The sequence below is a fragment of the Oxalobacteraceae sp. CFBP 8761 genome, assembly GCA_014841595.1.
Lineage (GTDB): Bacteria > Pseudomonadota > Gammaproteobacteria > Burkholderiales > Burkholderiaceae_D > Telluria.
Map to the genome: position 1 here is coordinate 163,803 of JACYUE010000004.1, position 23,061 is coordinate 186,863.

At 66.6% G+C, this 23,061-nt stretch carries 21 protein-coding genes; 4 read left to right on the plus strand and 17 right to left on the minus strand.

All coding sequences use genetic code 11. From position 1 onward, the window contains the following. Positions 1 to 38 precede the first annotated feature (38 nt). On the plus strand, positions 39 to 3,182 hold the full coding sequence (locus IFU00_20295) for a patatin-like phospholipase family protein (GenBank protein ID MBD8544622.1): 3,144 nt from the start codon (positions 39 to 41) through the stop codon (positions 3,180 to 3,182). Here IFU00_20295 and IFU00_20300 read toward each other — a convergent pair. From IFU00_20300 to IFU00_20330, 7 genes are all read right to left on the minus strand, one after another. Beyond that, positions 3,179 to 4,984 (minus strand): tetratricopeptide repeat protein, encoded by a 1,806-nt coding sequence (locus IFU00_20300; GenBank protein MBD8544623.1) that lies wholly within the window; start codon positions 4,982 to 4,984, stop codon positions 3,179 to 3,181. The two genes, IFU00_20295 and IFU00_20300, sit on opposite strands and share 4 nt — an antisense overlap. After that, on the minus strand, positions 4,981 to 5,682 hold the full coding sequence (locus IFU00_20305; GenBank protein MBD8544624.1) for a HAMP domain-containing histidine kinase: 702 nt from the start codon (positions 5,680 to 5,682) through the stop codon (positions 4,981 to 4,983). The genes IFU00_20300 and IFU00_20305 overlap by 4 nt, the downstream gene beginning before the upstream one ends. Before the next feature lie 116 nt (positions 5,683 to 5,798). Further along, positions 5,799 to 7,457 (minus strand): FAD-dependent 5-carboxymethylaminomethyl-2-thiouridine(34) oxidoreductase MnmC, encoded by a 1,659-nt coding sequence (gene mnmC, locus IFU00_20310; protein MBD8544625.1) that lies wholly within the window; start codon positions 7,455 to 7,457, stop codon positions 5,799 to 5,801. A gap of 1 nt (position 7,458) precedes the next feature. Then, on the minus strand, positions 7,459 to 7,992 hold the full coding sequence (locus IFU00_20315; GenBank protein ID MBD8544626.1) for a DNA-3-methyladenine glycosylase I: 534 nt from the start codon (positions 7,990 to 7,992) through the stop codon (positions 7,459 to 7,461). A gap of 65 nt (positions 7,993 to 8,057) precedes the next feature. Next, entirely contained in the window at positions 8,058 to 8,561 is a 504-nt protein-coding gene (locus IFU00_20320; protein MBD8544627.1) for a GNAT family N-acetyltransferase, read from the minus strand. Continuing rightward, complete coding sequence (locus IFU00_20325) at positions 8,561 to 8,824, minus strand: DUF2384 domain-containing protein (protein MBD8544628.1); 264 nt, start codon at positions 8,822 to 8,824, stop codon at positions 8,561 to 8,563. Before IFU00_20325 ends, IFU00_20320 begins: the two co-directional genes overlap by 1 nt. A 28-nt stretch (positions 8,825 to 8,852) precedes the next feature. Continuing rightward, positions 8,853 to 10,376: a PLP-dependent aminotransferase family protein gene (locus IFU00_20330; GenBank protein ID MBD8544629.1), complete on the minus strand. Its 1,524-nt coding sequence runs from the start codon at positions 10,374 to 10,376 to the stop codon at positions 8,853 to 8,855. A 102-nt stretch (positions 10,377 to 10,478) separates the two neighbouring features. Here IFU00_20330 and IFU00_20335 point away from each other — a divergent pair, with 102 nt between their 5' ends. Then, complete coding sequence (locus IFU00_20335; GenBank protein ID MBD8544630.1) at positions 10,479 to 11,048, plus strand: FMN-binding negative transcriptional regulator; 570 nt, start codon at positions 10,479 to 10,481, stop codon at positions 11,046 to 11,048. Here IFU00_20335 and IFU00_20340 read toward each other — a convergent pair. The 3 genes from IFU00_20340 to IFU00_20350 all read right to left on the minus strand — a co-directional run bounded on the left by IFU00_20340 (position 11,045) and on the right by IFU00_20350 (position 14,280). Then, a complete protein-coding gene (locus tag IFU00_20340; GenBank protein ID MBD8544631.1) occupies positions 11,045 to 11,674 on the minus strand; it encodes a DUF4142 domain-containing protein in 630 nt (209 codons plus the stop codon). The genes IFU00_20335 and IFU00_20340 overlap by 4 nt on opposite strands. A 193-nt stretch (positions 11,675 to 11,867) precedes the next feature. After that, on the minus strand, positions 11,868 to 13,538 hold the full coding sequence (locus tag IFU00_20345) for an acid phosphatase (GenBank protein ID MBD8544632.1): 1,671 nt from the start codon (positions 13,536 to 13,538) through the stop codon (positions 11,868 to 11,870). A gap of 271 nt (positions 13,539 to 13,809) precedes the next feature. Further along, positions 13,810 to 14,280 carry a GyrI-like domain-containing protein gene (locus tag IFU00_20350; GenBank protein ID MBD8544633.1) on the minus strand — a complete coding sequence of 157 codons (471 nt, stop codon included), beginning with the start codon at positions 14,278 to 14,280 and terminating at the stop codon, positions 13,810 to 13,812. A gap of 106 nt (positions 14,281 to 14,386) precedes the next feature. Between IFU00_20350 and IFU00_20355 the strand changes: the two genes are divergently transcribed. Both IFU00_20355 and IFU00_20360 read left to right on the plus strand, forming a co-directional pair. Beyond that, on the plus strand, positions 14,387 to 14,971 hold the full coding sequence (locus IFU00_20355) for an O-methyltransferase (protein MBD8544634.1): 585 nt from the start codon (positions 14,387 to 14,389) through the stop codon (positions 14,969 to 14,971). A 110-nt stretch (positions 14,972 to 15,081) separates the two neighbouring features. Beyond that, entirely contained in the window at positions 15,082 to 15,711 is a 630-nt protein-coding gene (locus IFU00_20360) for a DUF2807 domain-containing protein (protein ID MBD8544635.1), read from the plus strand. A gap of 3 nt (positions 15,712 to 15,714) precedes the next feature. Here the strand turns inward: IFU00_20360 and IFU00_20365 are convergent, their stop codons facing one another. The 7 genes from IFU00_20365 to cydD all read right to left on the minus strand — a co-directional run bounded on the left by IFU00_20365 (position 15,715) and on the right by cydD (position 22,995). Beyond that, positions 15,715 to 16,053: a DUF4326 domain-containing protein gene (locus IFU00_20365; GenBank protein MBD8544636.1), complete on the minus strand. Its 339-nt coding sequence runs from the start codon at positions 16,051 to 16,053 to the stop codon at positions 15,715 to 15,717. A 45-nt stretch (positions 16,054 to 16,098) separates the two neighbouring features. Then, entirely contained in the window at positions 16,099 to 16,419 is a 321-nt protein-coding gene (locus IFU00_20370) for a helix-turn-helix transcriptional regulator (GenBank protein ID MBD8544637.1), read from the minus strand. A 138-nt stretch (positions 16,420 to 16,557) separates the two neighbouring features. After that, positions 16,558 to 16,665, minus strand: a complete 108-nt coding sequence (gene cydX, locus IFU00_20375) for a cytochrome bd-I oxidase subunit CydX (GenBank protein ID MBD8544638.1) — start codon at positions 16,663 to 16,665, stop codon at positions 16,558 to 16,560. A gap of 58 nt (positions 16,666 to 16,723) precedes the next feature. After that, complete coding sequence (gene cydB, locus IFU00_20380) at positions 16,724 to 17,881, minus strand: cytochrome d ubiquinol oxidase subunit II (GenBank protein MBD8544639.1); 1,158 nt, start codon at positions 17,879 to 17,881, stop codon at positions 16,724 to 16,726. Between the two features lie 6 nt (positions 17,882 to 17,887). Continuing rightward, positions 17,888 to 19,498 (minus strand): cytochrome ubiquinol oxidase subunit I, encoded by a 1,611-nt coding sequence (locus IFU00_20385; GenBank protein ID MBD8544640.1) that lies wholly within the window; start codon positions 19,496 to 19,498, stop codon positions 17,888 to 17,890. A 42-nt stretch (positions 19,499 to 19,540) separates the two neighbouring features. Then, positions 19,541 to 21,313 carry an ATP-binding cassette domain-containing protein gene (locus IFU00_20390; protein MBD8544641.1) on the minus strand — a complete coding sequence of 591 codons (1,773 nt, stop codon included), beginning with the start codon at positions 21,311 to 21,313 and terminating at the stop codon, positions 19,541 to 19,543. Then, positions 21,310 to 22,995 carry a thiol reductant ABC exporter subunit CydD gene (cydD, locus tag IFU00_20395; protein MBD8544642.1) on the minus strand — a complete coding sequence of 562 codons (1,686 nt, stop codon included), beginning with the start codon at positions 22,993 to 22,995 and terminating at the stop codon, positions 21,310 to 21,312. The genes IFU00_20390 and cydD overlap by 4 nt, the downstream gene beginning before the upstream one ends. Positions 22,996 to 23,061 lie beyond the last annotated feature (66 nt).

The following is a 23,061-nucleotide window of genomic DNA, read 5'->3' on the forward strand; positions in this document are numbered from 1 at the left end:
CCACCCTTCCCGGCCGATCAGTTCAGCCGGAGCGCCCCATGCTACCCAGTGACCTGTCCCACCTGACGCCATCGCAGGTCGACGACCTGCGCCGCAAGCTGGCTGCCGCCGGTTGCCAGCCGCCTCCCAACCCCGGCACGATCAGCGAACTGCACGATGCGTTCGCGCTGCTGCGCCGCCGGCACGGCCTGGCGCCGTCCAATGCCATCGATGCCGATACCCTGCGCTGCCTGGACCTCGACGCCGGCCTGCTGTTCGGCGAAGTGCTGCGCGACGAACTCGATCTGCTGCGGCCCGCCAGCAGCGAAGCACTCGACGCGGGCGTGCCGCCCGACCGCGTACGCCTGCAGGCCCGCGCCCACGGCGGCATGCTCACCGGCCTGGCCCTGTCGGGCGGTGGCGTACGCAGCGCCACGTTCGGGCTGGGCGCCCTGCAGGCGCTGGCGCGCTGCCGCCTGCTGGGCCGCATCGATTACCTGTCAACCGTGTCCGGCGGCGGTTTTGTCGGCGGCTGGCTGGCGCGCTGCCTGCACGCGCATGGCAACGACATCCACGCGCTCGAAGCCCTCCTCGCGCCGCCGGCCGGCAGTGGTGAGGCGCCCGAGCTGCGCTTCCTGCGCCAGTACAGCAATTACCTGTCGCCGCAGGGCGGCATGTTCAGCGCCGACACCTGGACCCTGCTTGGCATCTATGTGCGCAACACGGGCCTGAACCTGACGATGTTGGTGGCCTGGCTGTGCGCCCTGCTGCTGTTGCCGCGCTTTGCCGTCTGGGGCGTGCACCGGGTCGTGGGACCTGGCGGGCCATGGGCACGCCTGGGCGACGCCGCCTGGATCGCGGGCGTGCTGCTGTTCTTGTTTGCCGTGTTCTGCATCGCGCTGTCGATTTCCAGCAAGCCGGCAAGTTCGCGCGGCCGGCGCCGCTTTCCGCTGTCCCAGGGCGCGGTACTCTGGTGCATCAACTTGCCGCTGCTGCTGGCCGGCTTTCTCGGCAGTCTCGCCGTATGGCGCCACGGCGGCGCGACGCCGGCAACACTGCTGCCGCCGCAACTGGCAGCGCGGCCGCAGTGGCTGCTCGCGCCGGGCGTGGTCTATTTCATTGTCTGGGCCTGCGGCTGGTACCTGGCGCACGACCGCGCCAGTTCGTACCGGGGCGCGGGCTACACCGTCTGCGGCGGCAGCGCCCTGGCGGTGCTGCTGGTCGTGCTCGAGGCCACGCGCACCTTCGCACCGGCGATGCTGGCGTGGCTGCCGGACGGCGGCGCGCAGCTGTCGTGGTGGTTGTGCGGCTTTGTCGCGCTGGTGCTGCTGCTTGCGCTCTGGCTGGTCATGTACACGCGCCTGCGCGCCGATCCGCCGCTGCGCGACCTGACGAGCGCGGAGCTGGGCGAAGGCCTGTCGCACTTCGCCTGCGCGATGGGTGCGCTCACGCTGGGCACCGTGCTGCTGCTGTGCACCCTGGCGCTGCTGCCGGCACCGGATGCGCATCCGCTGGTCAACAACGCAATCGCACTGGCCACTTTCGGCATGCCATCGATGATGGCGCTGTTTGCCGTCACGATGAACCTGATGATCGGCCTGGTCGGCCGCCAGTACAGCGACGCGAGCCGTGAATGGTGGAGCCGCCAGGGCGCATGGACGGCGATCTTCGCGCTCGGCTGGCTGGCCGTGCACGGCGTGTGCTTCTTCTTTGCACCGCTGCTGCACTGGGCCTGGCTCACCTACGCGCCGTGGTCCAACCTGGGTACGCTGTGCGGCTGGCTGGCGATGACCGCCTTCGGCCTGAAGGCCGGCAGCGGGGGCTCCACCGGCGCGCGCGCCGCGCGCGACCCGAGGCTCGAACTGGTGGCGCGCCTCGCGCCGTACGTCTTTACGATCGGGATCTTCGCGCTGCTCGGCAGCCTGGTGCAACTGACGGTGGCGCGCCCGCGCCTGGACTGCCCGCACGCGACGCTCGCCTGCGTGTTTCAGGCGCACGCCGCCGCCACGCTGGCGACCCGGGGCAGCACGCTGCTGGTAACCTTTGCCTGCTTTCTCGGGGCCGCGCTGGTGCTCGGCTGGCGCGTCGACATCAACAAGTTTTCGCTCTACATGCTGTACCGGAACCGGGTCGTGCGCGCCTGGTTCGGCGCCGCCAACCGCGCGCGCCGGCCGCACCCGTTCACCGGCTTCGATCCGGGCGACGACATGCTGCTCGCCGAACTCAAAAACGCGCGTCCGTACCCGATCGTCAACACCGCGCTGAACCTGGTGGATGGCGAAGAACTGGCATGGCAGACCCGGCGCACCGCGTCGTTCGCGTTCACGCCGCGCTGGTGCGGCTATGAGCAAGCAGGGGCTGGCGGCGGCTGCTACCGCCCCACCGCGGCCTACGCCGCGCACGCCGGCGTCGGCCTGGATGATGACGCCGGCGTGCGGCTGGGGATGGCGGTGGCACTGTCGGGCGCTGCGGCCAGTCCGCACATGGGCGCGCATTGGTCGGCGCCGCTGAATTTCCTGATGACGATGTTCAATGTGCGCCTGGGGCGCTGGTGTCCGAACCCGGCGCGCACGACCTGGACCAGTTCATCCCCGCCCATTGGCCTCTTCAGCCTCCTGGCCGAGCTGTTCGGCCAACTGGATGCCGACGCCGGCTACGTGCACCTGAGCGATGGCGGCCACTTCGACAACCTGGGCATCTACGAACTGGTGCGGCGCCGCTGTCGCCTGGTGATCGCAGTGGACGTCGGCAGCGACCGCGATCACGCCTTCGAAGACCTGGGCAACGCGATCCGGCGCTGCGCCACCGAGCTGCACGTACGGATCGACCTGGATGTGGCGCGCCTTGCCATCGCGCCGGCCAGCGGCATGTGCAGCGCCAGCTGCGCCGCCGGCAGCATCTGCTACAGCCAGGCCGACGGCGTTGCCGGCGACGGCGTGATCCTGTACCTCAAGCCGGCTATCGTCGGCAGTGAAAACGCCGACCTGCTCAATTACCGCAAGCTGCATCCCGATTATCCGCACGAGAGCCTGGCCGACGGCTGGTTCGATGAAGCGCGTTTCGAGAGCTATCGCGCGCTGGGCGACCACGTGCTGGCGGGCGCGCTGGGGGGCGCGGCGCAGGCGGCGGCGCTGGCCAATGGCGGTTGTGATCTTGAAAAGCTGTGCGCGGAATTACTGCGCAGGCACGGGCCGGCGCGCTAAGAAAATCGGTTGCTGTGCGTCGGACTGACGACTGGCGTTGCTGCGGGCGGCGCGTCGGCAGCGGTGTCTTTCTCGCTGACCGTCTCCTCGGAAGGCGGCGCCGCCGGATCGGCTTTCGGCCGCAAACCACGCAACTGCTCCATCAGTTGCGCGAAGCGCTGCTGTCCCGGTTGCAGCCGGTCGACATGTTCGAGCACCATGCGCGCCTCGGTGTCGAGTTCCTCGTCATACCCTTCCTGCTGCATATGCGAGATCGAAATCTGCACCGCGTTGAACAGCACGCGCACATTGTCCGGGACCCGTTCGCGCGCCATGCGCATCCACTTGACGGCGTCCGGCAGCTTCCCGCTCTTCCACAGCACGACGCCCTGGTTCATCAGGTCCACCGCTTCCTTGCGCGCGGCGCGGATGATGGCCGCGCCCTCTTCGCTCAGGCGTGCCTTGTCGAAGATGGCCTGGACTTCGTCCTGCAGCAGGTTGTTGTCGTGGTTGTTGCGCACTACGTGGGCCAGCACCTCCCCCGGCGTGTCCTTGACGCCCACCGCAAACAGCAGGATCGCCATCTCGATGCAGATCGCCGTGCCAGGGCGCTTGGGGTCTTCACCCAGCATCGCCTCGAGCTCGTCGCCGGCGCGGCGTGCGTTGCGGTAGTCACCGCTCTCGTGGTGGATCAGGCCTTCGGTGATCTTGGCGCGCAGCGCCATGTCGTCGTGGTCGCCGCCAAAGTCGCGCTGGGCCAGTTGCAGCAGTTGCAGCGCATCCTTGGTATTGTTTTTCAGGCCGCACACGCGCGCCAGGCCAAGGTAGGCGTCGGGCGTCTTGCGGATCGAGTACTCGCCAATCACCAGGCACTTGCGAAATGCCTTTTCGGCCAGCGCGACATTGCCCAGCTTGAGCGCGGCCTGGCCCAGGTTGCGCTGACGCGGCACCGAGTTGGGCGAGAGCTTGGCCGCGCGTTCCAAGATCGCGGCCGCTTCGTCGTGCCGGCCCAGGCCCTGGTAGGCCTGCGCCAGCTGGTCGTAGGCGTCGATGTAATGGCGGTTCTCGGCGATCACGGTCTGGAACATCTGGCGCGCCTGCTCGAAGTCGCCATCGGCCAGGCGGATCTTGCCCAGGCCCGCGCGCGCCCAGTGATATTCACGCTGGCCCAGCACCTGCTCGTACACGGCGCGCGCCAGCGCCGGCTGGCCGCTGCGCTCGAGCATGCGCGCCTTCATGCGCAGCAGCTCGATCACATGCACGCGGTTGGCGGCGATCTGCTCGTCGCACAGGGTCGCCGCGCGCAGGTAATCCTTTTCCATGAAGGCCTGGTCGATCAGGCGGAAGATCTGCTTGCGGCGCCACACGCGGTTCAGGCGCGAGAGCAGCACGCCTTCGGTGATCGGCTTGACCAGGTAAGCGTCGGGCTGGTGCTCGGCCGCGCCCATCACCGACTCGACGCTCTTTTCGGCCGACACCATCACGAACACGCTCGACGGCAGCAGCAACTGGCGGATGCGCGCTTCTTCCAGCACTTGCTGGCCGTTCTTGCCTTCGCCCAGGTTGTAATCGCACAGCACGACGTCGTAGCGCGTCTTGGTCAGGAGGCTCATGGCTTCGCCACCGCTCGAGGCCTGGTCGATATTGCGCGCGCCCAGGCTGCGCAGGCTTTCGCGCAGCAGCTGGCGGATCCCGGCAAAGTCGTCGACGATCAGGTAGTGCTTGCCGGCCCAGTCGATCTGTTCGAGGACCTTGGGCAGCGCCGGCGTGGGGGCGGCCGGCGATGTGGCGGGTGTCTGCACCAGCGCAGCAGGCGTGGTCATGGCAGCGTCAGGATGAAGCAGCCGCCACCCAGCTGGCCGCCGTTCTCGAGCCGCACGGCGCCATGGCGCCCGCGATGGTGGTGCATGCGCGCCACCTCGCTCGAAAAATACAGGCCCAGGCCCGCGCTGTTGGTGGCGAAGTTGACGCCGATGTCGCCGCTCCCGGGTGCACCCGCCGCCAGCAGGGCTGGCGGAAAACCGGCACCATTGTCTTCGACGCGGATCTCGAACTGGCCATCGACGTCGCGCGCAGCCAGCAGGATACGGTCGCGCGTGTAGTGCAGCGCGTTGTTGACTGCATGCGAAACCACCCCGACGATCAGGTCTTCGTCGACGTGGGCAATCAGCTCGGGATCGACATCGAGTTCGAGCCGGATGCCACGCGAGTCGAGCAGCACGCGCGAGAGCGCGACGACCTGCTCGACGACCTGTCCGACTTCGAGCGGCTGCGCATCGAACGGGTAGCCGGGCTTGCCGACCTGCTTGTAGAGCGCGAGGAGTTGCATCAGGTTGTCGTTCAGGCGGCGCGTCTGGTACAGCATCTGTCCCATCTGGCCATACGCTTTCTCGGTCTCGGGCGTGGCGCCGTCGAGCAGCCGCTCGAGCGTGCCGGACAGCACGCTGATCGAGTTCTTCATGTCGTGCGCAGTCACCGCGAGAAACAGGAACAGCTCGGGCGAATGTGGTGCATCTTCCATCGCGGACCAGCCTCCTTCTGCGGTTAATAGTTGCTACCGGTAAATTATACCGGCTCGACCAGCACAGTCTGGACGCGATTGCCAAGGATGAGCGCACATTTGCGGCAACGCAACAGCTAGAGGTCTGCTGTGCTGCTGGCCGGTTGCCGGGCGCCGCGCCGTGCGCGCAGCACGAAGCGGGCCGGATCGAGCGCATCGACCAGCGTCATCTCCAGCGGCAGCGGCTCGCCTTCCAGCTGCGCCGCCAACAGCTCGGCCGCCAGCGGCGCCCAGATCAGGCCACGCGAGGCATAGCCCAGGAGGCCATACAGCCCCGGATGGCGCGGCACGTCGCGCAGGCGCTCGGTGCTGCCGGCGGCGGCGATATCCGGCAGGCGGCCCACGAGCGGCAGGCGATCCGGCGCCACGCAGCGAAAGCCCACGCGGCCCGCCAGTGGCGCGTCGTCAGCCGCAAGCGGATCGGACACCAGCGCGCGCAGGCGCGTCACGTTTTCCAGCTGGCTGCTGGCGCGCAGCGCAGGATCGGCATCGAGATCGTACGTCGCGCCGGCGCACAGCACGCCCTGCGCGGATGGGGTCAGGTAGGCTTCGCGGCACAGCACCAGCGGCAACTGCGGCGCCGCGCCCGGCGGCAAGTGCGTGACCTGGCCGCGCAAGGCCTGCAGCGGCAGATCGGCGGTCAGCGCCATGCGGCGTGCACCGGCGCCACTGGCCAGAACGGCCGTCGGGGCCGTGGCCAGCACGGCGCCATCGGGCGCGCGCGCCAGCCAGGTGTCTTCGCTTTGCTCCAGCGTCACGTCACCGGCGCCGAAATACCGCGTCAGGCGCGCGCCGCATGAGGCCAGCAATGCCTCGCAGACACTGCCCGGCCGCGCCCAGCCGCCTTGCGGGAACAGCCAGCCGCCGTCCGGCGCCGGCAAGCCAAGCAATGCTTCTGCCTCCGGGGATTCGAGCCAGCGCGCGAAATCAGGCGGGACGCTGCCATCGTTCGCGATGGCGCGCGAGACCGCCGCGTGATCGGCGTCGCGCGCCAGTTGCAGCACGCCGCAGGCGGCGCCATCAAAGGCCTGGCCGACGCCGCCCAGCTGCTCCCACAGGCGCAGCGCGTACAGGTAGGCGGCGCGTGTCAGGCGCGTCGGGACGTTGTCGTCGCGTGAGAGCAGCGGCATGAAGATGCCGGCCAGGTTGCCCGACGCTTCCAGCGCTACCTCGGCATGCCGCTCGATCAGCGTGACTTGCCAGCCGCGCGCGCACAGGCGCGCCGCCAGCGCGCAGCCGGCCAGACCCGCACCCAGCACCAGCGCGTGACGGACCGGTTGTGGCGTGACGGGCAGGCGTGGTTTGCGGCTGGAGAAGACCGCGTTGTCGTCGTCCTCGAACACGAAGCCATGCGCCGTCAGCGCTTGTCTCTGCGCGTCATCCAGGCCGGTTGCGTTCAGACGCGCGCCGAGTGTCGTCAGGCGCGCCAGCGGTCGGGCAAAGGCACTGCCAACAGGATCGTGCAGCCGGATGCAGTCCAGGTGCGCATTGAGTTCGGCCAGCGCGCTCTCGAGCGGTGCGGCCAGCAGGTCCAGCGTGATGCCGGCTTCTGCTTGCGGGATGCAGTGAAAGCCTGGCTGCAGATTGGACGCCAGTGCCACGATGTGCAGGTGCTGCGGACGCTGCGGGTCGGCGCGCCAGGCCGCGATCAGGGCGGCGACAGGTGCGCCGTCGCCATGGTCGCTGTCGAACACGGTGTAGCGCGTGCGGCCACGCCAGTGGTCCTGCATCGGCATGTCAGCGCCGTGTGCGACAGATGCAGTCGCGATCATGGTCGTCCACCATGCCGACGCCCTGCATATAGGCATACACGATGGTCGAACCGACGAACTTGAAGCCGCGCTTGCCCAGGTCTTTCGACAGGCGGTCGGACAGTTCGGTGCGCGCCGGGCGGGCGCCGTCCGGCCAGTCGTTGACGATCGGCGCGCCGTCGACGAAGTCCCACAGGTACGCGTCGAGCGTCAGGCCCTGCTCGCGCATGGCCAGGTAGGCGCGCGCATTGGTGATCGTCGCCGCCACCTTGAGGCGGTTGCGCACGATGCCTGGGTTGGCCAGCAGCTCGGCCTTCTTGTCGTCGCCGTAGGCCGCGATCTTGTGCGCATCCCAGCCATCGAAGGCGGCGCGGTAGGTGTCGCGCTTGTTCAGGATGGTTTCCCACGACAGGCCGGCCTGCGCGCCCTCGAGATTGAGCATCTCGAACAGCGTGGTTTCATCGTGGCACGGCACGCCCCACTCGTTGTCGTGATAGGCGATGTAGCGCGGGTTGGCCATATTGGCCCAGGAGCAGCGGGTGATGGTATTGGCGGTATTGGCGGTCGGCATGGCACGAGTATAGATCAGGCTTGCGTAACGACCGCTGTGTGGTGCTTGACCGTCAGATCGAGCAGCGCGACCATCTCACCCTCGTCGTCGATGTCCGTTTCGACGAAGCCAAAGCTGGCGTAAAAACGCGATGCCACTGCGTTGCCGGGGATATAGCTGATCCAGACCCTGGTGGCTGCCGCATCGCGCCGGATCTCGTCCAGCAATAGGGTCAGCGCAGCGCGACCATGTCCCTGGCCCTGATGACGCTGATCGATCATGAAACGCCAGATACCGTATTCGCCGTGTTCATCGTCGCCATCCAATACCACGAACATCATGAAACCAATGACGTCACGATCGATGCAGATGGCACGCGTGTGATAGTTCGAATGAAAGCTGGCCTGCGCGATCGAATAAGAATTGGAGGCCAGGAACGCACGCTGATGCGGATGCAGCTCGAGCTCCGCCACCGTCTCGAAGTTATCTTTCGTGACCGGGCATAACGCCACTGCCCGGCTGGAAAATGCGTTCGCCATTACCTGGCGCCGCGTAGCGGCATCGTGCGCAGGCGGGCCAGCACATCATCGATGCGGCCGGCAGCGACCAACTGCGCAGGCGTTCTGTCGCCAAGCTCCGGCTGGGGCGTGGTCATCCAGGCGTCGGCAGCGTCGATGCTGCCGAGCACCTGGCGCACCTCGTGCATGACCGCGTAATGGGTCTGGGCCTTGCGCGAATGGTCCTGGAAGCGGGCCTGCAATGCGCTGATGTTGTCGGGAGAAAGACGTTCGGGATCGGTCATGATGTGGGTCTCGGTAGCATTGACGGCATCATACCTTGCCGCGGCGCGCGCTTGCCGGCCACTGTGCTTCGATCACCTTCGCCAACGCCGCCACGCCACGCCGGATATCCGCTGGCGGCACCGCCGAAAAACCCAGCAACAGCCCCGGCGCCACCGCGCAGGCCGGCGTGGCCGCGGGATTCGCAAAATACCCGAGCGGGCGCAGTTCGATGCCGGCATCAAGCGCCGCCTGCGCCACACGGGCTTCGAGCGGAATGCGGCCACGCTCGTCAGGCAGGAAGTGCGTGCACAAGTCCAGCCCCGCATCGGCCGGGCCACAGCGCAAGCGTTCGTCAAGACGGTCGCTCAGCGCCGCCATCAGCGCTGAGCGTCGTTCGGCATACGCGTCGCGCGTGCGCCGGATGTGGCGCATGAAGTGGCCTTCGCCGATGAAGTCGGCCAGCACCGCCTGCGGCAGGATCGCGCCCTGGCGGTCGATCAGCGCTTTCGCGCGCGCGAGCGGTTCGGCCAGCGCCGGCGGCGCGACGACGTAGCCGAGCCGCAGCGCCGGAAACAGCACCTTCGAGAACGTGCCCACGTAGATCACGCAACCTGCGCGGTCGAGGCTTTGCAGCGACGCCAGCGGCGGGCCGGTGTAGCGGTACTCGCTGTCGTAATCATCCTCGATCACCCAGGCGCGGTTGGCGGTCGCCCAGCGCAGCAGTTCGAGCCGGCGCGCGAGGCTCATCGTCACGCCCAGCGGCAGCTGGTGCGACGGGGTGGTGAACACCATGCGCGCGTCGGGATAATGCAGCGCGCCGTACGCCACATCCATCCCTTCGTCGGTCACCGGCACGGTGCACAGGCGCGCCCCGGCCACCTGCATCGGCGCGCTGGCTCCCTGGTAGCCGGGCGACTCGAGCCAGACACCGTCGCCGGGCGCGAGCAGCAGTTGGGACAGCAGGTACAAGGCCTGCTGCGAACCGGACGTGATCACGATCTGCGCCGGTTCGCACACGACGCCGCGCGAAGCGCGCAGGTAAGCGCACAGCAGTTCGCGCAGCGGGGCGTAGCCGTTGGCGGCGCCATAGCCGAGATAGGGACCGGAACGATGCGCGCGCCGTAACTGGCGCGCTTCGAGCTTGCGCCACAGGTCGAACGGAAACAGGTCCAGGCCCGGCATGCTGGGGCGGAAAGCGCGCGGCGGACCATCGCGCAACGGCGCCCGGCCCATGGCGGTGGCCATGGCCGCGCCGCGTGCCGGCAATGCCCGTAGCAGGCCATCGGTCCGGGGCGGCCTGCGCGCAAGCGGCAAGGCTTCGTCGACAAACGTGCCCTGACCCACGCCGCCACGCAGATAACCTTCGGCAGTGAGTTGATCGTAGGCAGCCAGCACGGTCTGGCGCGATATCCCCAGCGCGACGCACAGCGTGCGTGTGGCCGGCAGGCGTGCGCCGGGGGCCAGCGTGCCCTGCAGGATGGCGTCTTTGAGCCGTGCGTACAGCTGGCGAAACAGGGGGATCTCACCGCTGCGTTCAAGCGGCGTAGCGGCAATCAGGTCGTGGGCATGCATGGTGGGCAGAATCATATTGGTACGCCCATCTTTACTGTAATTGGCTATTTTGGAAAGCCAATTTGTAGCCGAGGATACGGGTCTACTCTGGAGACACATTGCATGTATTGCCCTGCCCGTTTTGCCCAGCCTGACAGCACCAGCCTGCACGACCTGATTGCCGCCCACCCGTTGGGCATGCTGGTGACGCACAGCGACGGCCTGCCGGACGCCGATCATCTGCCATTTGATGTGTACGCCAGCGAGGGGGTGCTGCGCACGCATGTCGCGCGCCGCAATCCCGTCTGGCAGCGCGACGGGCAGCAGGTGCTGGTCGTGTTTCGCGGACCATCGGGGTATGCCACGCCGGACCGCGTGGAAAAAGAGGAAACGGGGGGCCGCGTGGTGCCCACCTGGACTTACAACGTGGTGCACGTGCACGGACGGCTGCGCACGATCGACGAGCCGGCCTGGCTGCTGGCACAGGTGACGCGTCTGACCAACCGCATGGAATGCACGCAAGCTGCGCCATGGGCGGTGAGCGATGCACCGAACGATTACATTGAGGGGATGCTGAACGCCATCGTCGGCATCGAAATCGTGATCGAACGGATTGAAGGGAAATGGAAAACCGAGCCGGCGCCAAGGGTACGGACGACCTCTGGCGCCGGCCCGGTCAATGCCAAATCTTAGTGGCTGGCGCCGGTATGGCCTGCGGCGCCCGAGCTGCCGGTGCTGCCCATTTTGCCGCTAGCAACTTGCTCGGCGTGCTTCAGGTGCTCTTGCACGACCGGGATGGTCTTGTCGACCTGCCCCTTGACGTCAGCATCCTTGGCCGCTTTCGAGGCTTTTTGCAGCTTGGCCAGCGTGTCCTTGTGCGCTGCCACGCCGCCCTGCTTCGTGTAGGCCTTGTCGAACGCGTCGCCGTTTGCCTTTTCCAGCTTGGCGGCCAGCGCCTTGTGCTTGGCGTCGAGTTCAGTCGGCAGGGTCACGCCCTTCGATTGTGCCAGAGTCTGCACTTCGGTCAGCGCCTTGCCATGGTCGTCGACCATTTTCTGACCGAACGCTTTCACATCGGCATTCTGGCTCTTGCTTTGCGCCATTTTGCCCATTTCGACCTCCGCCATGTTCGACATCGCCATGTCCATGATGGCCTTGCGATCGGCAGCGGTCAGCTTGGCCGTGCCACTGCCGGTGGTGGCGGTCGCGCTGGCACCCATCTGGGTGGAGGCGGTTTGCGCCTGCGCGCCAACCGAACCGAACATGGCTGCGGCGACCGACACGGCCAACAGGCGCTTGATGAATTGGGTTTTCTGCATGGTGTATCTCCTGGTTCTTGACATTGTGTATGTTTGGTCGATTCAAGACTGCCTGTCGAACCCGTCGTTACGACGGTTATCAACGAAACAACATCGAGTGAGCAGACTGTATACCTGCGTTATTGTTACCAGCGCTCGATAGCCAATAGGAAACTTTCAATCAAAAAAGCCAGCCTTGATGGCTGGCTTTGTATCACCGGAATTGCAATGTTGCCGTCAGATCGCCCGGCGGACGGGCCCCGCGCCCTTCGAACGCGGCGTTACGCAAGGCCAGGCCTTCCAGCAGCGGCAAACCGTGCAGGCGCGTGATGAAGCGCAATACCGAGGTCGTGTCATAGAAATTGTGGTCGACCGCGCCCCGCTTGGCGTGCGGCGACACCACGATCGCCGGGATGCGCGAGCCCGGGCCCCAGCGGTCACCCTTCGGCGGGGCCACATGGTCCCACCAGCCACCGTTCTCGTCGAAGGTAATCACGACCACCATGTCTTTCCACTGCGGTGATTTTTTCAGGTGCTCGATGACGTTGGCGACATGGGCGTCGCCCGATTCGATGTCCGAGTACCCGGCGTGCAGGTTCAGGTTGCCTTGCGGCTTGTAGAACGCGACCGCCGGCAGCTTGCCGGCAATGACGTCGGCAATGAAGCGGTTCGAGATCGGGCTGTCGCCCAGGCCGCCGTCACGCAAGTGGTCGGCGCGCGCCTTCGTTCCCGGGGCGAACTGCCTGAAGTAATTGAATGGCTGGTGGTGGTACTGGAAGTTGGGCTTCTGGCCGGCGCCGCGGCCATCGAGCGCCGCTTGCTGGCCGCCGCCATACCAGGCCCAGCTCACACCGCGCCGGGACAACAGGTCGCCGATCGTGTCGTAGGTTTGCGGCGGCAACACGCTGGCATCTTGCGGGTCGGCGTGCAGCGGGTTGCCATCGACGGCCGGGCGGACCCAGCTCGGCTGATATGGCGGCGCCATCGTGTTGACGGCGTAACCGTCGGGCGTCATCGCGCCGTTGCGCACGACCTTGGGCGGACCACCCAGCGCCGAGGCCGGTGAATCGGGTTGCAGCGCCAGGCGCACGCCCTGCGGGCCATCGGCCAGCACCGCAATCTTCGACTTGGCCGCCGTCTGCGCAGCATGGAAGTATTCCGGCACCCGCCCGCTGATCAGGAACTGGTGATTCAGGTACGAGCCGCCAAAAGCGGCCATGAAGAAGTTGTCGCACAGCGTGAATTCGCGCGCGATCTGCCACAAGCCGAGGTTCTTTGATGTTTCGCCGTAATAGCCCATCACCATGCCACCAGCATCGGACCACGCGGCAAAGCCGTCGTTGCGCCCGCCATTGATCTGCATCTGGTTGTGATAGAACTGATGCACCAGGTCGCGCGTGACGATGGACTCCGGCAGCGGCTTGCCATCGCCGTCGGTCAGCTTGAACGGCGCGTTCGGCAGTCTGGTCAATTGCTTCTCGTCGATCAGGTATTCCTTGCCGCCGATATTCTGTCGGCCCGGCACCATGCCGCCCCAGATTTTGGGCAGGGTGGGCAGGACCGAACCATCGCGGTCGCGCTGCTGCAGGCGCGCCGCAGGTACACTTGCGAGAGGCTCGGCCAGCCCGGGAAAATCGGCAAACAGGTTGTTGAAGCTGCGGTTTTCCAGATAGATCACGACCACGTTCTTGACGTGGGCGCGCAGTTTGGCGTCGAGCGAACTCTTGGCGGGCGCCCGGCCGGCGGTGGGCGCAGCGCTTGCCACACCGGGCAGTGTACCGGCGCCGGCCACCACGCCAGCGGCCGCAGCGGCCTGGAAGATGCGCCTGCGCGCGGGATTGCCTGGCTGGGTGGACGCGTCCGGTCCGGAATCTTGCTCGTGCACGTATTGCTCCTGTCGCTGGCGGTCAAGGCGACCGCAAAGCAGGCATTATCCGTGTACTTTACAAAGGGAAACAAGCAAGAGAAAACGAATTCGTCCGGATCGTCAAACGGTTGTCACATTTAAGCAGCACAATGCAAGTGCTCCTTGGGAAGGGAACGCGGCAGCGCGAGCTGCCCTACCGGCGCCGGCGGTCGGGAAATATACCGGCACCAATTTACAGAGATGCACCCCACGACACGGCCCCGACGCGGGCCGTGTCCTTTATTTCAGTTCAACCGTACAGTGGCACCAGGATGTCGTAGGCATTGTCCGGCCGCGCGCCATCGTCGACGGTCGGCGTGTAGCGGCGGTCGTACCGTTCGAGGCGAATCCCCTCTTCATCGGCTTCCATGCCCAGTTGCTCCATCGCCGCCGTGCCGGTCACACGCGAGGCTTGCGCATGCACCATCGGGCCGCGGTGCGTCATCAGCGCGTAGCGGCGTGCCGGCACCTGGATACCGATCATGCCGGGCGGGAGTTGGTCGAGGTCAGCGACCTCGACGGCCACGCATTCGACCTGCTCACCATCGTCCCGCCGCAGCGTCACGCCATAGCGGACACCGTTGTGCTCGCCCAGTTCGGCTTCACGGGCGAGGAATGCTTTCCAGACCTCGGGCAATTCCGTTTCCGGTGCTGAAGCTGGCACAACTGCGGGTAGCCCGGCGAGCTTCATTTCAGGTAGTGTGATGGTCGAGATGTGCATGATGTGGACTTCTAAAGAGACGAAAAGATTATAGGCTTATCGCTTCGGCAATATTAGCAACGTCGCAATCGTGCGCCTCGATTCCCGGACAAAATGGAGACAACCGTTGACCACTTCACTTAAAGCCCTGCTGAAAGAACTGGAAATCTTCGGCGCCAGTCACGATGCGGCCCACGATGACCGTGCCAGCCGCCTGCTCAACATCACCCACGATACCGGCGAATTCCTGGCCGTGCTGGTGCGCGCGATGGGTGCACGCCGCATTCTCGAGATCGGCACATCCAACGGGTACTCGACGCTGTGGCTGGCCGATGCGGCCGCAGCGCACGATGGTCTCGTCACGACGGTCGAACTCTCGCCCACCAAGGTCGCGATGGCGCGCGCCAATTTCGTGCGCGTCGGACTGCAGGACCGGGTGCATCAGGTCGAAGGCAACGCAGGCGACGTGCTGGCCGGCGGCGCCGATGCGGCGTTCGACCTCGTCTTTCTGGATTCGGAGCGCACCGCCTACCTGGCCTGGCTGCCGCAGATCGAACGCGTGCTGCGCCCTGGCGGGCTGATCGTGGTGGACAACGCCACCTCGCACGCACAGGAGCTGGCGCCGTTCATGCAGGCGCTGCGCTGCGCGCCGGGCTGGAGCACCAGTCTGGTCGGGGTCGGCAAAGGCCAGTTTCTCGCCACGAAACACTAAATACGGCGTCTGTGCAGTTCAGCCCCCGTTTCTTGCAATCCATCGCAAGTTCGGGGCCAGGGGTGGATGTCGTGCCTAGAATGGGCTCCATCAACTCACTGGAGAACATCATGAAACGTGCCGTCATCGTCGCCCTTCTGTCGCTCGCATCCCTCTCGATCCAGGCCGCCGAACAGGTGCGCAGCGTGACGCCGTTCAAGACCATCGATTCACAGGGCCCGGTGAGCCTGGTGGTAGAGGTGGGCAAGGCGTACTCGGTGCGGGTCGAGGGCAACCAGAAATTCATCGACCGTGTGAAGACCGACGTCGTGAATGGCGAATTGCGCCTGTCGTTCGCGGACAGGAACAGCAAGAACGTCAATATCGACGATGCCGAACGGGTGGTCGTCACCATGCCCGAACTCACCAGCTTCCGCGGCGAAGGCGCCGGCCTGATGATCCTGAATAATGTGCGCACCGAGCGCTTCGACGTGAACTACAGAGGCGCCGGCAGCCTGCAAATGAACGGCAAGGTCGGCCAGTTGCGCCTGAATGCCGAGGGCGTGGGCGAAGTCGACGCCAAAGCCCTGATCGCGCAGGATGCCGATGTGACCTTCCGCGGCATCGGCGACGTGAGCGTGCATGCCACCAACAAGCTCAATGCCAGCGTCCAGGGCCTGGGAAACCTGACGTATTACGGCAAACCGACATCGGTGAGCAAGTCGGTTTCGGGCATCGGCAACGTCACCGCCGCCAAATAACCATCACGCATTGACGAGATCGATCAGTACCTGCGCATAACACGGCGTGCCCGGCCGGCACCAGCATGCCAGGTCATGGCCGCGCAGTGTCGCATGTGCCTGTTGCGCCACCTGCTGCCCGGCCGGATCGATCTGCAGCCACAGGCGATACGCCGCCACCGCTTCTTCGACCGTCGGCATCGCGATATAGCGCCCGGCCGGTGTGCCGGGCGCCAGCTCGGGCAGCACTGAAAATGGATTACCCCACTTGCCAGGTCGCGCCACGGAGATCGTGTTGGGCGGCATGCGCCAACCTTTCCTGCGGCTCAGTTGCACCCGTTGCGGCGTGGTGGTTGACGTCATGGTGATCCTCGTCGATGGCGGCACCGGCAATTCCGGCATCGACGATCATACCGTCGCCAGACGCTCCTGCATCGACTGTGCACCTGCGTTGCCGCAGGTAGCGGACAGGAACTCCATCAAGCCCTGCAAGGTCTCCACGCGCGCGCGATAAAAGATGAAGCGGCCCTGCTGGCGCGGCGCGACCAGCCCCGCGTGCGTCAGTTCCTTCAAATGGAATGACAGGGACGATGCCGGCATATCGAGGGTTGCTGCAATATTGCTTGCGGACTGGCCCTGGGGGCCGGCCTGCACCAGCAGCCGAAACGCGGCGAAACGGGATTCCTGGGCAAGCGCGGAGAGTGCAACGATGGCGAGATTGGTTTGCATGCGGTCATTCAAGGTTCGATTCAACGGTCCCGGACGCTTACACCGCCGGGCCACCGTTCGAATACTGTCGAATGACTTTGACAGGGTGATGACATGGGCGCGTGCCAGCGCAAATCAGCGACGCCGGCACGCCCGTTGTCACGCTTGCTGGCGCTGCGCGTCGTCCATCAGCTCGTACCACATTGCATTGAGGACGGCAAAGGCAGCCGCGAGCGGCAGGCCGAGTAGCCAGGCGAAATACCACATGATGAAGTCCTTTCTGGTTGCGTTGTTTGTTACGTTGTTCGTGCGGTCATTCGTTCAGTTAATACGCGTGGCTCTTGCCGCCGCTGATGTCGTCTGGCACCACCTTGCCCCACAAGACCTTGTAGACCCAGCTCGTGTAGGCCAGGATCAGGGGCAGGAAGATGCAGGTCGCAACGAGCATGATGAACAGCGTCAGGTGGCTCGACGACGCATCCCACACCGTCAGGCTGGCCTGCGGCTGGATCGACGATGGCAAGATGAACGGGAACATCGATGCGCCCACACTGAGCACGATGCCGGCGATCGACAGGCTCGACGTGAGCATGGCCACGCCTTCACGTCGTCGCACCAGCGCCATCAGGGTCAGCAGCGCACCGACGATGCCGGCTGCTGGCGCCAGCTGCGTCCATGGATGCGCGGCGTAATTGGCAAACCAGCTGCCCGCCACGCCCGCCTCGACAGTCTTGAACAGCGGATTGGACGGGCCGGTCGTCACCACCGCGCTCGTGATGCGATAGCCATCGACAAAGCCCCACAGCAGCACGCCGGCCACGGCGTACAGCACCACGGTGGCAATCGCGGCGCGGATGCCCCAGGCACGCGCACGGGTGGCCACCAGCCCGTCGGTCTTGAGCACCAGCCAGGCCGCACCGTGCATGACGAGCATGGCCACCGACACCAGGCCGCACAGCACGGCAAACGGATTGAGCAGGGCAAAGAAGCCGCCCTCGTAGAAGATCTGCTGATCGGGCGCGAGGCGGAACGACACGCCCTGCAGCACGTTGCCCATCGCGACGCCGAAGATCAGCGCCGGCACGAAGCCGCCGACGAACAGGGCCCAGTCCCAGGTCGCGCGCCAGGCGATGCTGTCACGCTTGCTACGGTATTTAAAGGCGACCGGCCGCAGGATCAGCGCCAGCAGCACGGCCGCCATCGCCAGGTAAAAGCCCGAGAACGAGACCGCATACAGCTGCGGCCAGGCCGCGAAGATTGCGCCACCGCCCAGCACGAGCCAGACCTGATTGCCTTCCCACACGGGGCCGACGGCGTTGATGACGACCCGGCGTTCCAGGTCGGTGTTGGCGACAAATGGCAGCAAGGTACCGGTGCCCAGGTCAAACCCGTCGGTGACGGCAAAACCCACCAGCAGGATGCCCAGCAGCAGCCACCAGATGATGCGCAGCGTGTCGTAGTCGAGAAGCGTATGAAGAATCATGGTGTGTTACTCCGCAGTGATCATGGGCGCAGTGCGCATTGCCGGCGTGGTGCCGATCAGTGGGCTGTGGGTGCCTGGCGCGTGGGCAAGTTCGTCTTCCGGCCCCTTGCGAATGGCCTTGAACATCAGTTTCATTTCCACGACGAGCAGGATCGTATACAGCACGACAAAACCGATCAGGGTCGTCAGCACGGTCTGGATGCCAAGGTTCGACACTGCGACGGCGGTCGGCAGCACGCCCTCGATGGCCCATGGCTGGCGCCCCAGTTCGGCGACGACCCAGCCGGCTTCAGCGGCGATCCATGGCAGCGGGATCGACCACACGGCCACCTTCAGCAGCCACGGATACGCGTCCAGGCGACGGCGCGCCGACAGCCAGAAAAACACCGCCGTGAGCACGATGAAGAACATGCCCAGGCCCACCATGATGCGGAACGACCAGAACAGCGGCGCGACCTGCGGCACGGTATCCAGCGCCGCTTGCCGGATCTGCGCTTCGCTGGCCTGGCGCGGATCGTCCACGTAGCGCTTGAGCAGCAGCGCGTAACCCAGCACTGCGCTGTGCTCTTCGAAGCGCGCCTGCAGGGCCGCCGGTACCGGTGCGCGGCCGCCAAGGGCACGAATCTCTTCGAGTGCGCCGTAGGCCACGATGCCCTGGCGCACCCGCACCTCGGCCAGCTTGACCAGGTCACTGATGCCGGGGATCTGGTTCGACAGCGAACGCGTGCCGATCAGGCCCATCGCCCACGGAATGTGGATCGCGTAGTGTGTCTCGCGCGCGTTCTGGTCGGGAAAGCCAAAGGCAGTGAAGGCGGCCGGCGCCGGCTGCGTCTCCCACATGCCTTCGATGGCAGCGAGCTTCATGTGCTGGTGCTCGGTCGCCAGGTAGCCGCTTTCGTCACCCAGCACCACGACCGACAGCGAGGCCGCCAGGCCGAACGATGCAGCCACCGTCATCGACCGCTTGGCCAATTCGACATGGCGGCCCTTGAGCAGGTACCAGGCCGCGATGCCCAGCACGAACAGCGCCGCGATCACATAGCCGGCCGACACGGTGTGCACGAACTTGGCCTGGGCCACCGGATTGGCCAGCACCGCGCCAAAGTCCGTCACTTCCATGCGCATCGTCTGCGGGTTGAGCGTGGCGCCGATCGGGTTCTGCATCCAGCCATTGGCAATCAGGATCCACAGCGCCGAAAAGTTGGTGCCAAGGGCCATCAGCCAGGTCACGGCCAGGTGCTGCACCTTCGACAGGCGATCCCAGCCGAAGAAGAACAGGCCCACGAAGGTCGCCTCGAGAAAGAACGCCATCAGGCCCTCAATCGCCAGCGGCGCGCCGAACACGTCGCCCACGTAGTGGCTGTAGTAGCTCCAGTTCATGCCGAACTGAAATTCCATCACGAGGCCCGTCGAGACGCCGATCGCAAAGTTGATTCCGAACAGCACGCCCCAGAACTTGGTCATCTGGCGCCAGATGGAGCGCCCGGTCATCACATACACGGTTTCCATGATGGCGATAAGCATCGACAACCCCAGCGTCAGGGGCACAAACAGAAAGTGGTACAGCGCCGTCAAGGCAAACTGCAGTCGGGAGAGCCCGACAACGTCGAGATCCATGGTGAATCCTTTCTTCTTGAATACGTCAGTGGTTGGTTATTTTTAGTGTTGACGCAGCGCGCTCAGCGCCGCATCGAATGCAGGGGTGCCACGCCGCAGGTCGGCGTCGATGCGCCCGTCTTTCATCACGAGCAGCCGGTCGGCCAGCGCGGCTTCGCGCCGCAGATGCGTTGCCACCAGCAGCGTGCGGCCGCTCGCGTGCCGCGCCAGGCGTGCCAGCACATCGGCTGCAGTGGCGCCATCCAGCGCCTCGGTCGGCTCGTCCAGCAGCCAGAAATCAGCCCGGCGCAACAGCAAGCGTGCCAGCGCCAGGCGGCGCGACTGGCCGCCCGACAGGCCAAGACCGCCCTCGCCCAGCAGGGTGTCGAGGCCCTGTGCGAAGCCGCGCACGTCCTGCTCCAGGCCGGCGGCATGCAGTGCGGCCCACAATTGCGCGTCGGTGGCGCCGGGATCGGCCAGGCGCAGGTTGTGGCGCAAGCTGTCGCAAAACAGCTCGGTGCGCTGGGTCAGCCAGGTCGCAGGCCGCGCCCATACCTGGCCCGCCTGGGCGGCCAGCTCACCGGCCGCCAGCGCCAGCAGCGTCGACTTGCCGACACCGCTGCTGCCCACCACGGCAACCCGCTCGCCAACGGCGATGTGCAGATCGACCGCATGAAGGGCCGCGCCGGTGCGGCCGGGATGGAACACGGTGGTGGCGTGCAGCATCAACGCCGTGCCGGCGGCGGCAGGCGTTGGCACCGCTGTGTCGGCCTGCTGGCGCAGACGCGGGGCCACGCGGCGCATGGCGAGCCAGCTGCGGCCAGCCTCGATCGCGCCGCGCCGCAGTGCGGCAAACGGTTCCAGCGCCGCCAGCGCGATCAACAGCGCCAGCGCCGCGGCGGGTGCGCCCAGCTGCTGCACCTGCGTCTGTATGTGTTGCACCTGCTGCTGCGCCGGATGCGATGCCACTTGCTGCGCCAGCGCGCCCACTGCCAGCAGGACGGCGGCGACGGTGACGTGGCCACCGACCGCGTACAGCCAGCCCGCGCCGGTGTCCAGCCGGTGCAGCGCAGCGTCATGGCGCGCCAGGGTCATGTCGAGGCGCGCCAATTGCGCGCACTGCGCCGGCAGGCGGCCGGCCAGCGCCAGGTCGGTCTGGCCAGCGACCAGGTCGATCGCCTGGGCGCGCAACCGTTCCAGCGCCCGGACGCGGCGCAGCGCCAGCGGCCGCGCCAGGCGCGCCACGAGCAGGGTCACGCCCCAGCCGACCACCAGCAGCCAGCCGAACATCGCCAGGCCGAGGCGCCAGTCGAGGTTCGCCAGCACCAGGCCGGCCAGCAGCGCTGCGCCGCAGGCCGCGCCAGCTGGCACGATCAGGCGCAGATAGACCGATTCGAGGGCATCGATGTCGCCCGTCAGGCGAAACAGCAGGCGCGACGGCCGGCGCAGCAGCGCCCGTGCGGCATCCGGCGTGGCCCAGCCACGAAACAGCCGCTCGCGCAGCGCGGCCAGTACGCCAAACGTGGCGTCGTGCGTCACCGTGCGCTCGGCATAGCGGCCGAAGGTGCGGCCCAGGGCCAGCAGGCGAATCGCCGCGCTCGGCACGAACACATTGAACATGACGGCGCTGCCGGCCAGGCCGGCCAGGGCCGCCGAGGTGATGAACCAGCCCGAGTTGCCCAGCAGCGCCATCCCGGCCAGCACCACCAGCGTCGACAGAAGTGCACCCAGGGCCAGGCGCCGCCCGCCAGTGCGGATGAACAGGGACAGCACCGGCTGCAGGTCGTTGTTGCGTTTTGTTTCTTTGCCACGCTTTGTTTCTTTGCCACGTTTCATGCTGCGCTCCGTTGGATCAGTGGTTCGCCAAGGCGCACGACGCGGCCCAGGCGCGCGGCCAGTGCCAGATCGTGGGTGGCGACGATCATGGTGCGGCCCTGCGCCAGTTGCAGCAGCGCGTCGATGACGCCGGCGGCCGTATCGCGGTCGAGGTGGGCAGTGGGTTCGTCGACCAGCAGCAGGCCGGCGTGCGGCGCGCATATCGCGCGGGCCAGCGCAAGGCGCACCAGTTCGCCGCCCGACAGGCCAAGGCCGCCCTCGCCCAGGCTCTCACCCGACGTCGCGTGCTCGATCTGGCCAAGGCCCGCGCGTCCCACGGCACGGCTGACGGCATCGACCGTCACGCCATCGCGCTCGAGCGACACGTTGGCGCGCACCGAACCGGCAAACACATGCGGCTTCTGGCCGATCCAGGCCATGCGCGCGCGCAGGCCGGCAGCCGACCCGGCGTCCAGCGGCACACCGCCGATGCGCACGGTGCCGCTGTCAAATGGGACGAGGCCCGCGATGATCGACAGCAGCGTGGTCTTGCCACTGCCGCTCGGGCCGACGAGCGCCACGTGCTCGCCGACGCGCACATATACATCCTGGTTGTCGAACAACGGCGTTTCGCCCGGGTGCGCAAAGCGCAGGCACTCGATATCGACCGATGGCGCGCGGCCAATGCGCAGCGCCTCGTCCGGCCCTTGCAGCGCGCCCGGCAACGGCAAGCCGGCCGCCTGCAGCTTGTCCAGCGCCTCGAGCGCTGCTTCGCCAGCGGCCTTGTCGTGCCACACCGCAGCCAGTTCGCGCAGCGGTTCGAAAAACGCCGGCGCCAGCAGCAGCACGAACAGGCCTTCGGCCAGCGTCAACCGGCTGCCCCAGCTGCCCGGCCCGATTTCGCCGAGCAGGTGGAAACCCACGTACACCGCCACCAGCGCCACGCCCAGCGCCGAAAACAGTTCGAGCGCGGTCGACGACAGGAAGGCGATGCGCAGTACGCGCATCGTGCTGGCGCGGACTGCTTCGCTGGAAGCCCGTACCCGCCGGGCGGTAGCGTCGACAGCGCCCAGCGCGCGCAGCGTCGACAGGCCGCGCAGCCGGTCGAGCAAAAAGCCGCTCATGCCGCCGACCAATTGCAGTTGCGCTTCGCTGGCAGCCTTGGCGCGCCAGCCAATGACGGCCATGAACAGCGGAATCAAGGGCGCGGCCAGCACCAGGATCAACGCGGCAAGCCACGAAAAGTTACAAACCACGAGCGCAATGACGGGTGGCACCAGCAGGACTCGCATGCGCGCCGGCCCGTAGCGCAGCAGCCATGGCAGCACGGCTTCGGCCTGCTCAGCGACGATGCTGGCGGCCTGACCGGATGGCAGGCGCGCACGGTCCAGCGGCGAGCGCGCGGCCAGGGCTTGCACGGCTGCCTGACGCAAGGCGGCAAGCTGGCTGCGCGACACGGCGAACAAGCGGCGTGCACCCCACGCTTCGCTGCTGGCGCGCAAGACGCCAAGGGCCAGGAATGCCAGCGCCGGCAGCAGCATGTCGGCCAGACCAGCGCCCTGGGCCAGGCGCCCCACTGCATGCGCCAGCAGCGCCGCCTGCGGAATCCACAGCAGCGCCGCGCCGCTCATCGCCAGCGTGGCGCCACGCGCAGGGCCAAGGCCTGTAGGCAGTGCCGGGCGGCGGGGTTGGCTGCGGTGCATGGTGGTTCTCCAAACGTTGTTGCAACAAAGCGGCAGACGTACGGGGGCCATGGCCATCAGCATCGG

What these genes read in the sequence shown, in the direction of transcription:
- IFU00_20295 (MBD8544622.1), top strand. Translation starts at nt 39, where the DNA reads ATGCTACCCAGTGACCTGTCCCACCTGACGCCATCGCAGGTCGACGAC.
- IFU00_20300 (MBD8544623.1), bottom strand. Translation starts at nt 4,984, where the DNA reads ATGACCACGCCTGCTGCGCTGGTGCAGACACCCGCCACATCGCCGGCC.
- IFU00_20305 (MBD8544624.1), bottom strand. Translation starts at nt 5,682, where the DNA reads ATGGAAGATGCACCACATTCGCCCGAGCTGTTCCTGTTTCTCGCGGTG.
- mnmC (MBD8544625.1), bottom strand. Translation starts at nt 7,457, where the DNA reads ATGCCGATGCAGGACCACTGGCGTGGCCGCACGCGCTACACCGTGTTC.
- IFU00_20315 (MBD8544626.1), bottom strand. Translation starts at nt 7,992, where the DNA reads ATGGCCAACCCGCGCTACATCGCCTATCACGACAACGAGTGGGGCGTG.
- IFU00_20320 (MBD8544627.1), bottom strand. Translation starts at nt 8,561, where the DNA reads ATGGCGAACGCATTTTCCAGCCGGGCAGTGGCGTTATGCCCGGTCACG.
- IFU00_20325 (MBD8544628.1), bottom strand. Translation starts at nt 8,824, where the DNA reads ATGACCGATCCCGAACGTCTTTCTCCCGACAACATCAGCGCATTGCAG.
- IFU00_20330 (MBD8544629.1), bottom strand. Translation starts at nt 10,376, where the DNA reads ATGCATGCCCACGACCTGATTGCCGCTACGCCGCTTGAACGCAGCGGT.
- IFU00_20335 (MBD8544630.1), top strand. Translation starts at nt 10,479, where the DNA reads ATGTATTGCCCTGCCCGTTTTGCCCAGCCTGACAGCACCAGCCTGCAC.
- IFU00_20340 (MBD8544631.1), bottom strand. Translation starts at nt 11,674, where the DNA reads ATGCAGAAAACCCAATTCATCAAGCGCCTGTTGGCCGTGTCGGTCGCC.
- IFU00_20350 (MBD8544633.1), bottom strand. Translation starts at nt 14,280, where the DNA reads ATGCACATCTCGACCATCACACTACCTGAAATGAAGCTCGCCGGGCTA.
- IFU00_20360 (MBD8544635.1), top strand. Translation starts at nt 15,082, where the DNA reads ATGAAACGTGCCGTCATCGTCGCCCTTCTGTCGCTCGCATCCCTCTCG.
- IFU00_20365 (MBD8544636.1), bottom strand. Translation starts at nt 16,053, where the DNA reads ATGACGTCAACCACCACGCCGCAACGGGTGCAACTGAGCCGCAGGAAA.
- IFU00_20370 (MBD8544637.1), bottom strand. Translation starts at nt 16,419, where the DNA reads ATGCAAACCAATCTCGCCATCGTTGCACTCTCCGCGCTTGCCCAGGAA.
- cydX (MBD8544638.1), bottom strand. Translation starts at nt 16,665, where the DNA reads ATGTGGTATTTCGCCTGGCTACTCGGCCTGCCGCTCGCGGCTGCCTTT.
- cydB (MBD8544639.1), bottom strand. Translation starts at nt 17,881, where the DNA reads ATGATTCTTCATACGCTTCTCGACTACGACACGCTGCGCATCATCTGG.
- IFU00_20385 (MBD8544640.1), bottom strand. Translation starts at nt 19,498, where the DNA reads ATGGATCTCGACGTTGTCGGGCTCTCCCGACTGCAGTTTGCCTTGACG.
- IFU00_20390 (MBD8544641.1), bottom strand. Translation starts at nt 21,313, where the DNA reads ATGAAACGTGGCAAAGAAACAAAGCGTGGCAAAGAAACAAAACGCAAC.
- cydD (MBD8544642.1), bottom strand. Translation starts at nt 22,995, where the DNA reads ATGCACCGCAGCCAACCCCGCCGCCCGGCACTGCCTACAGGCCTTGGC.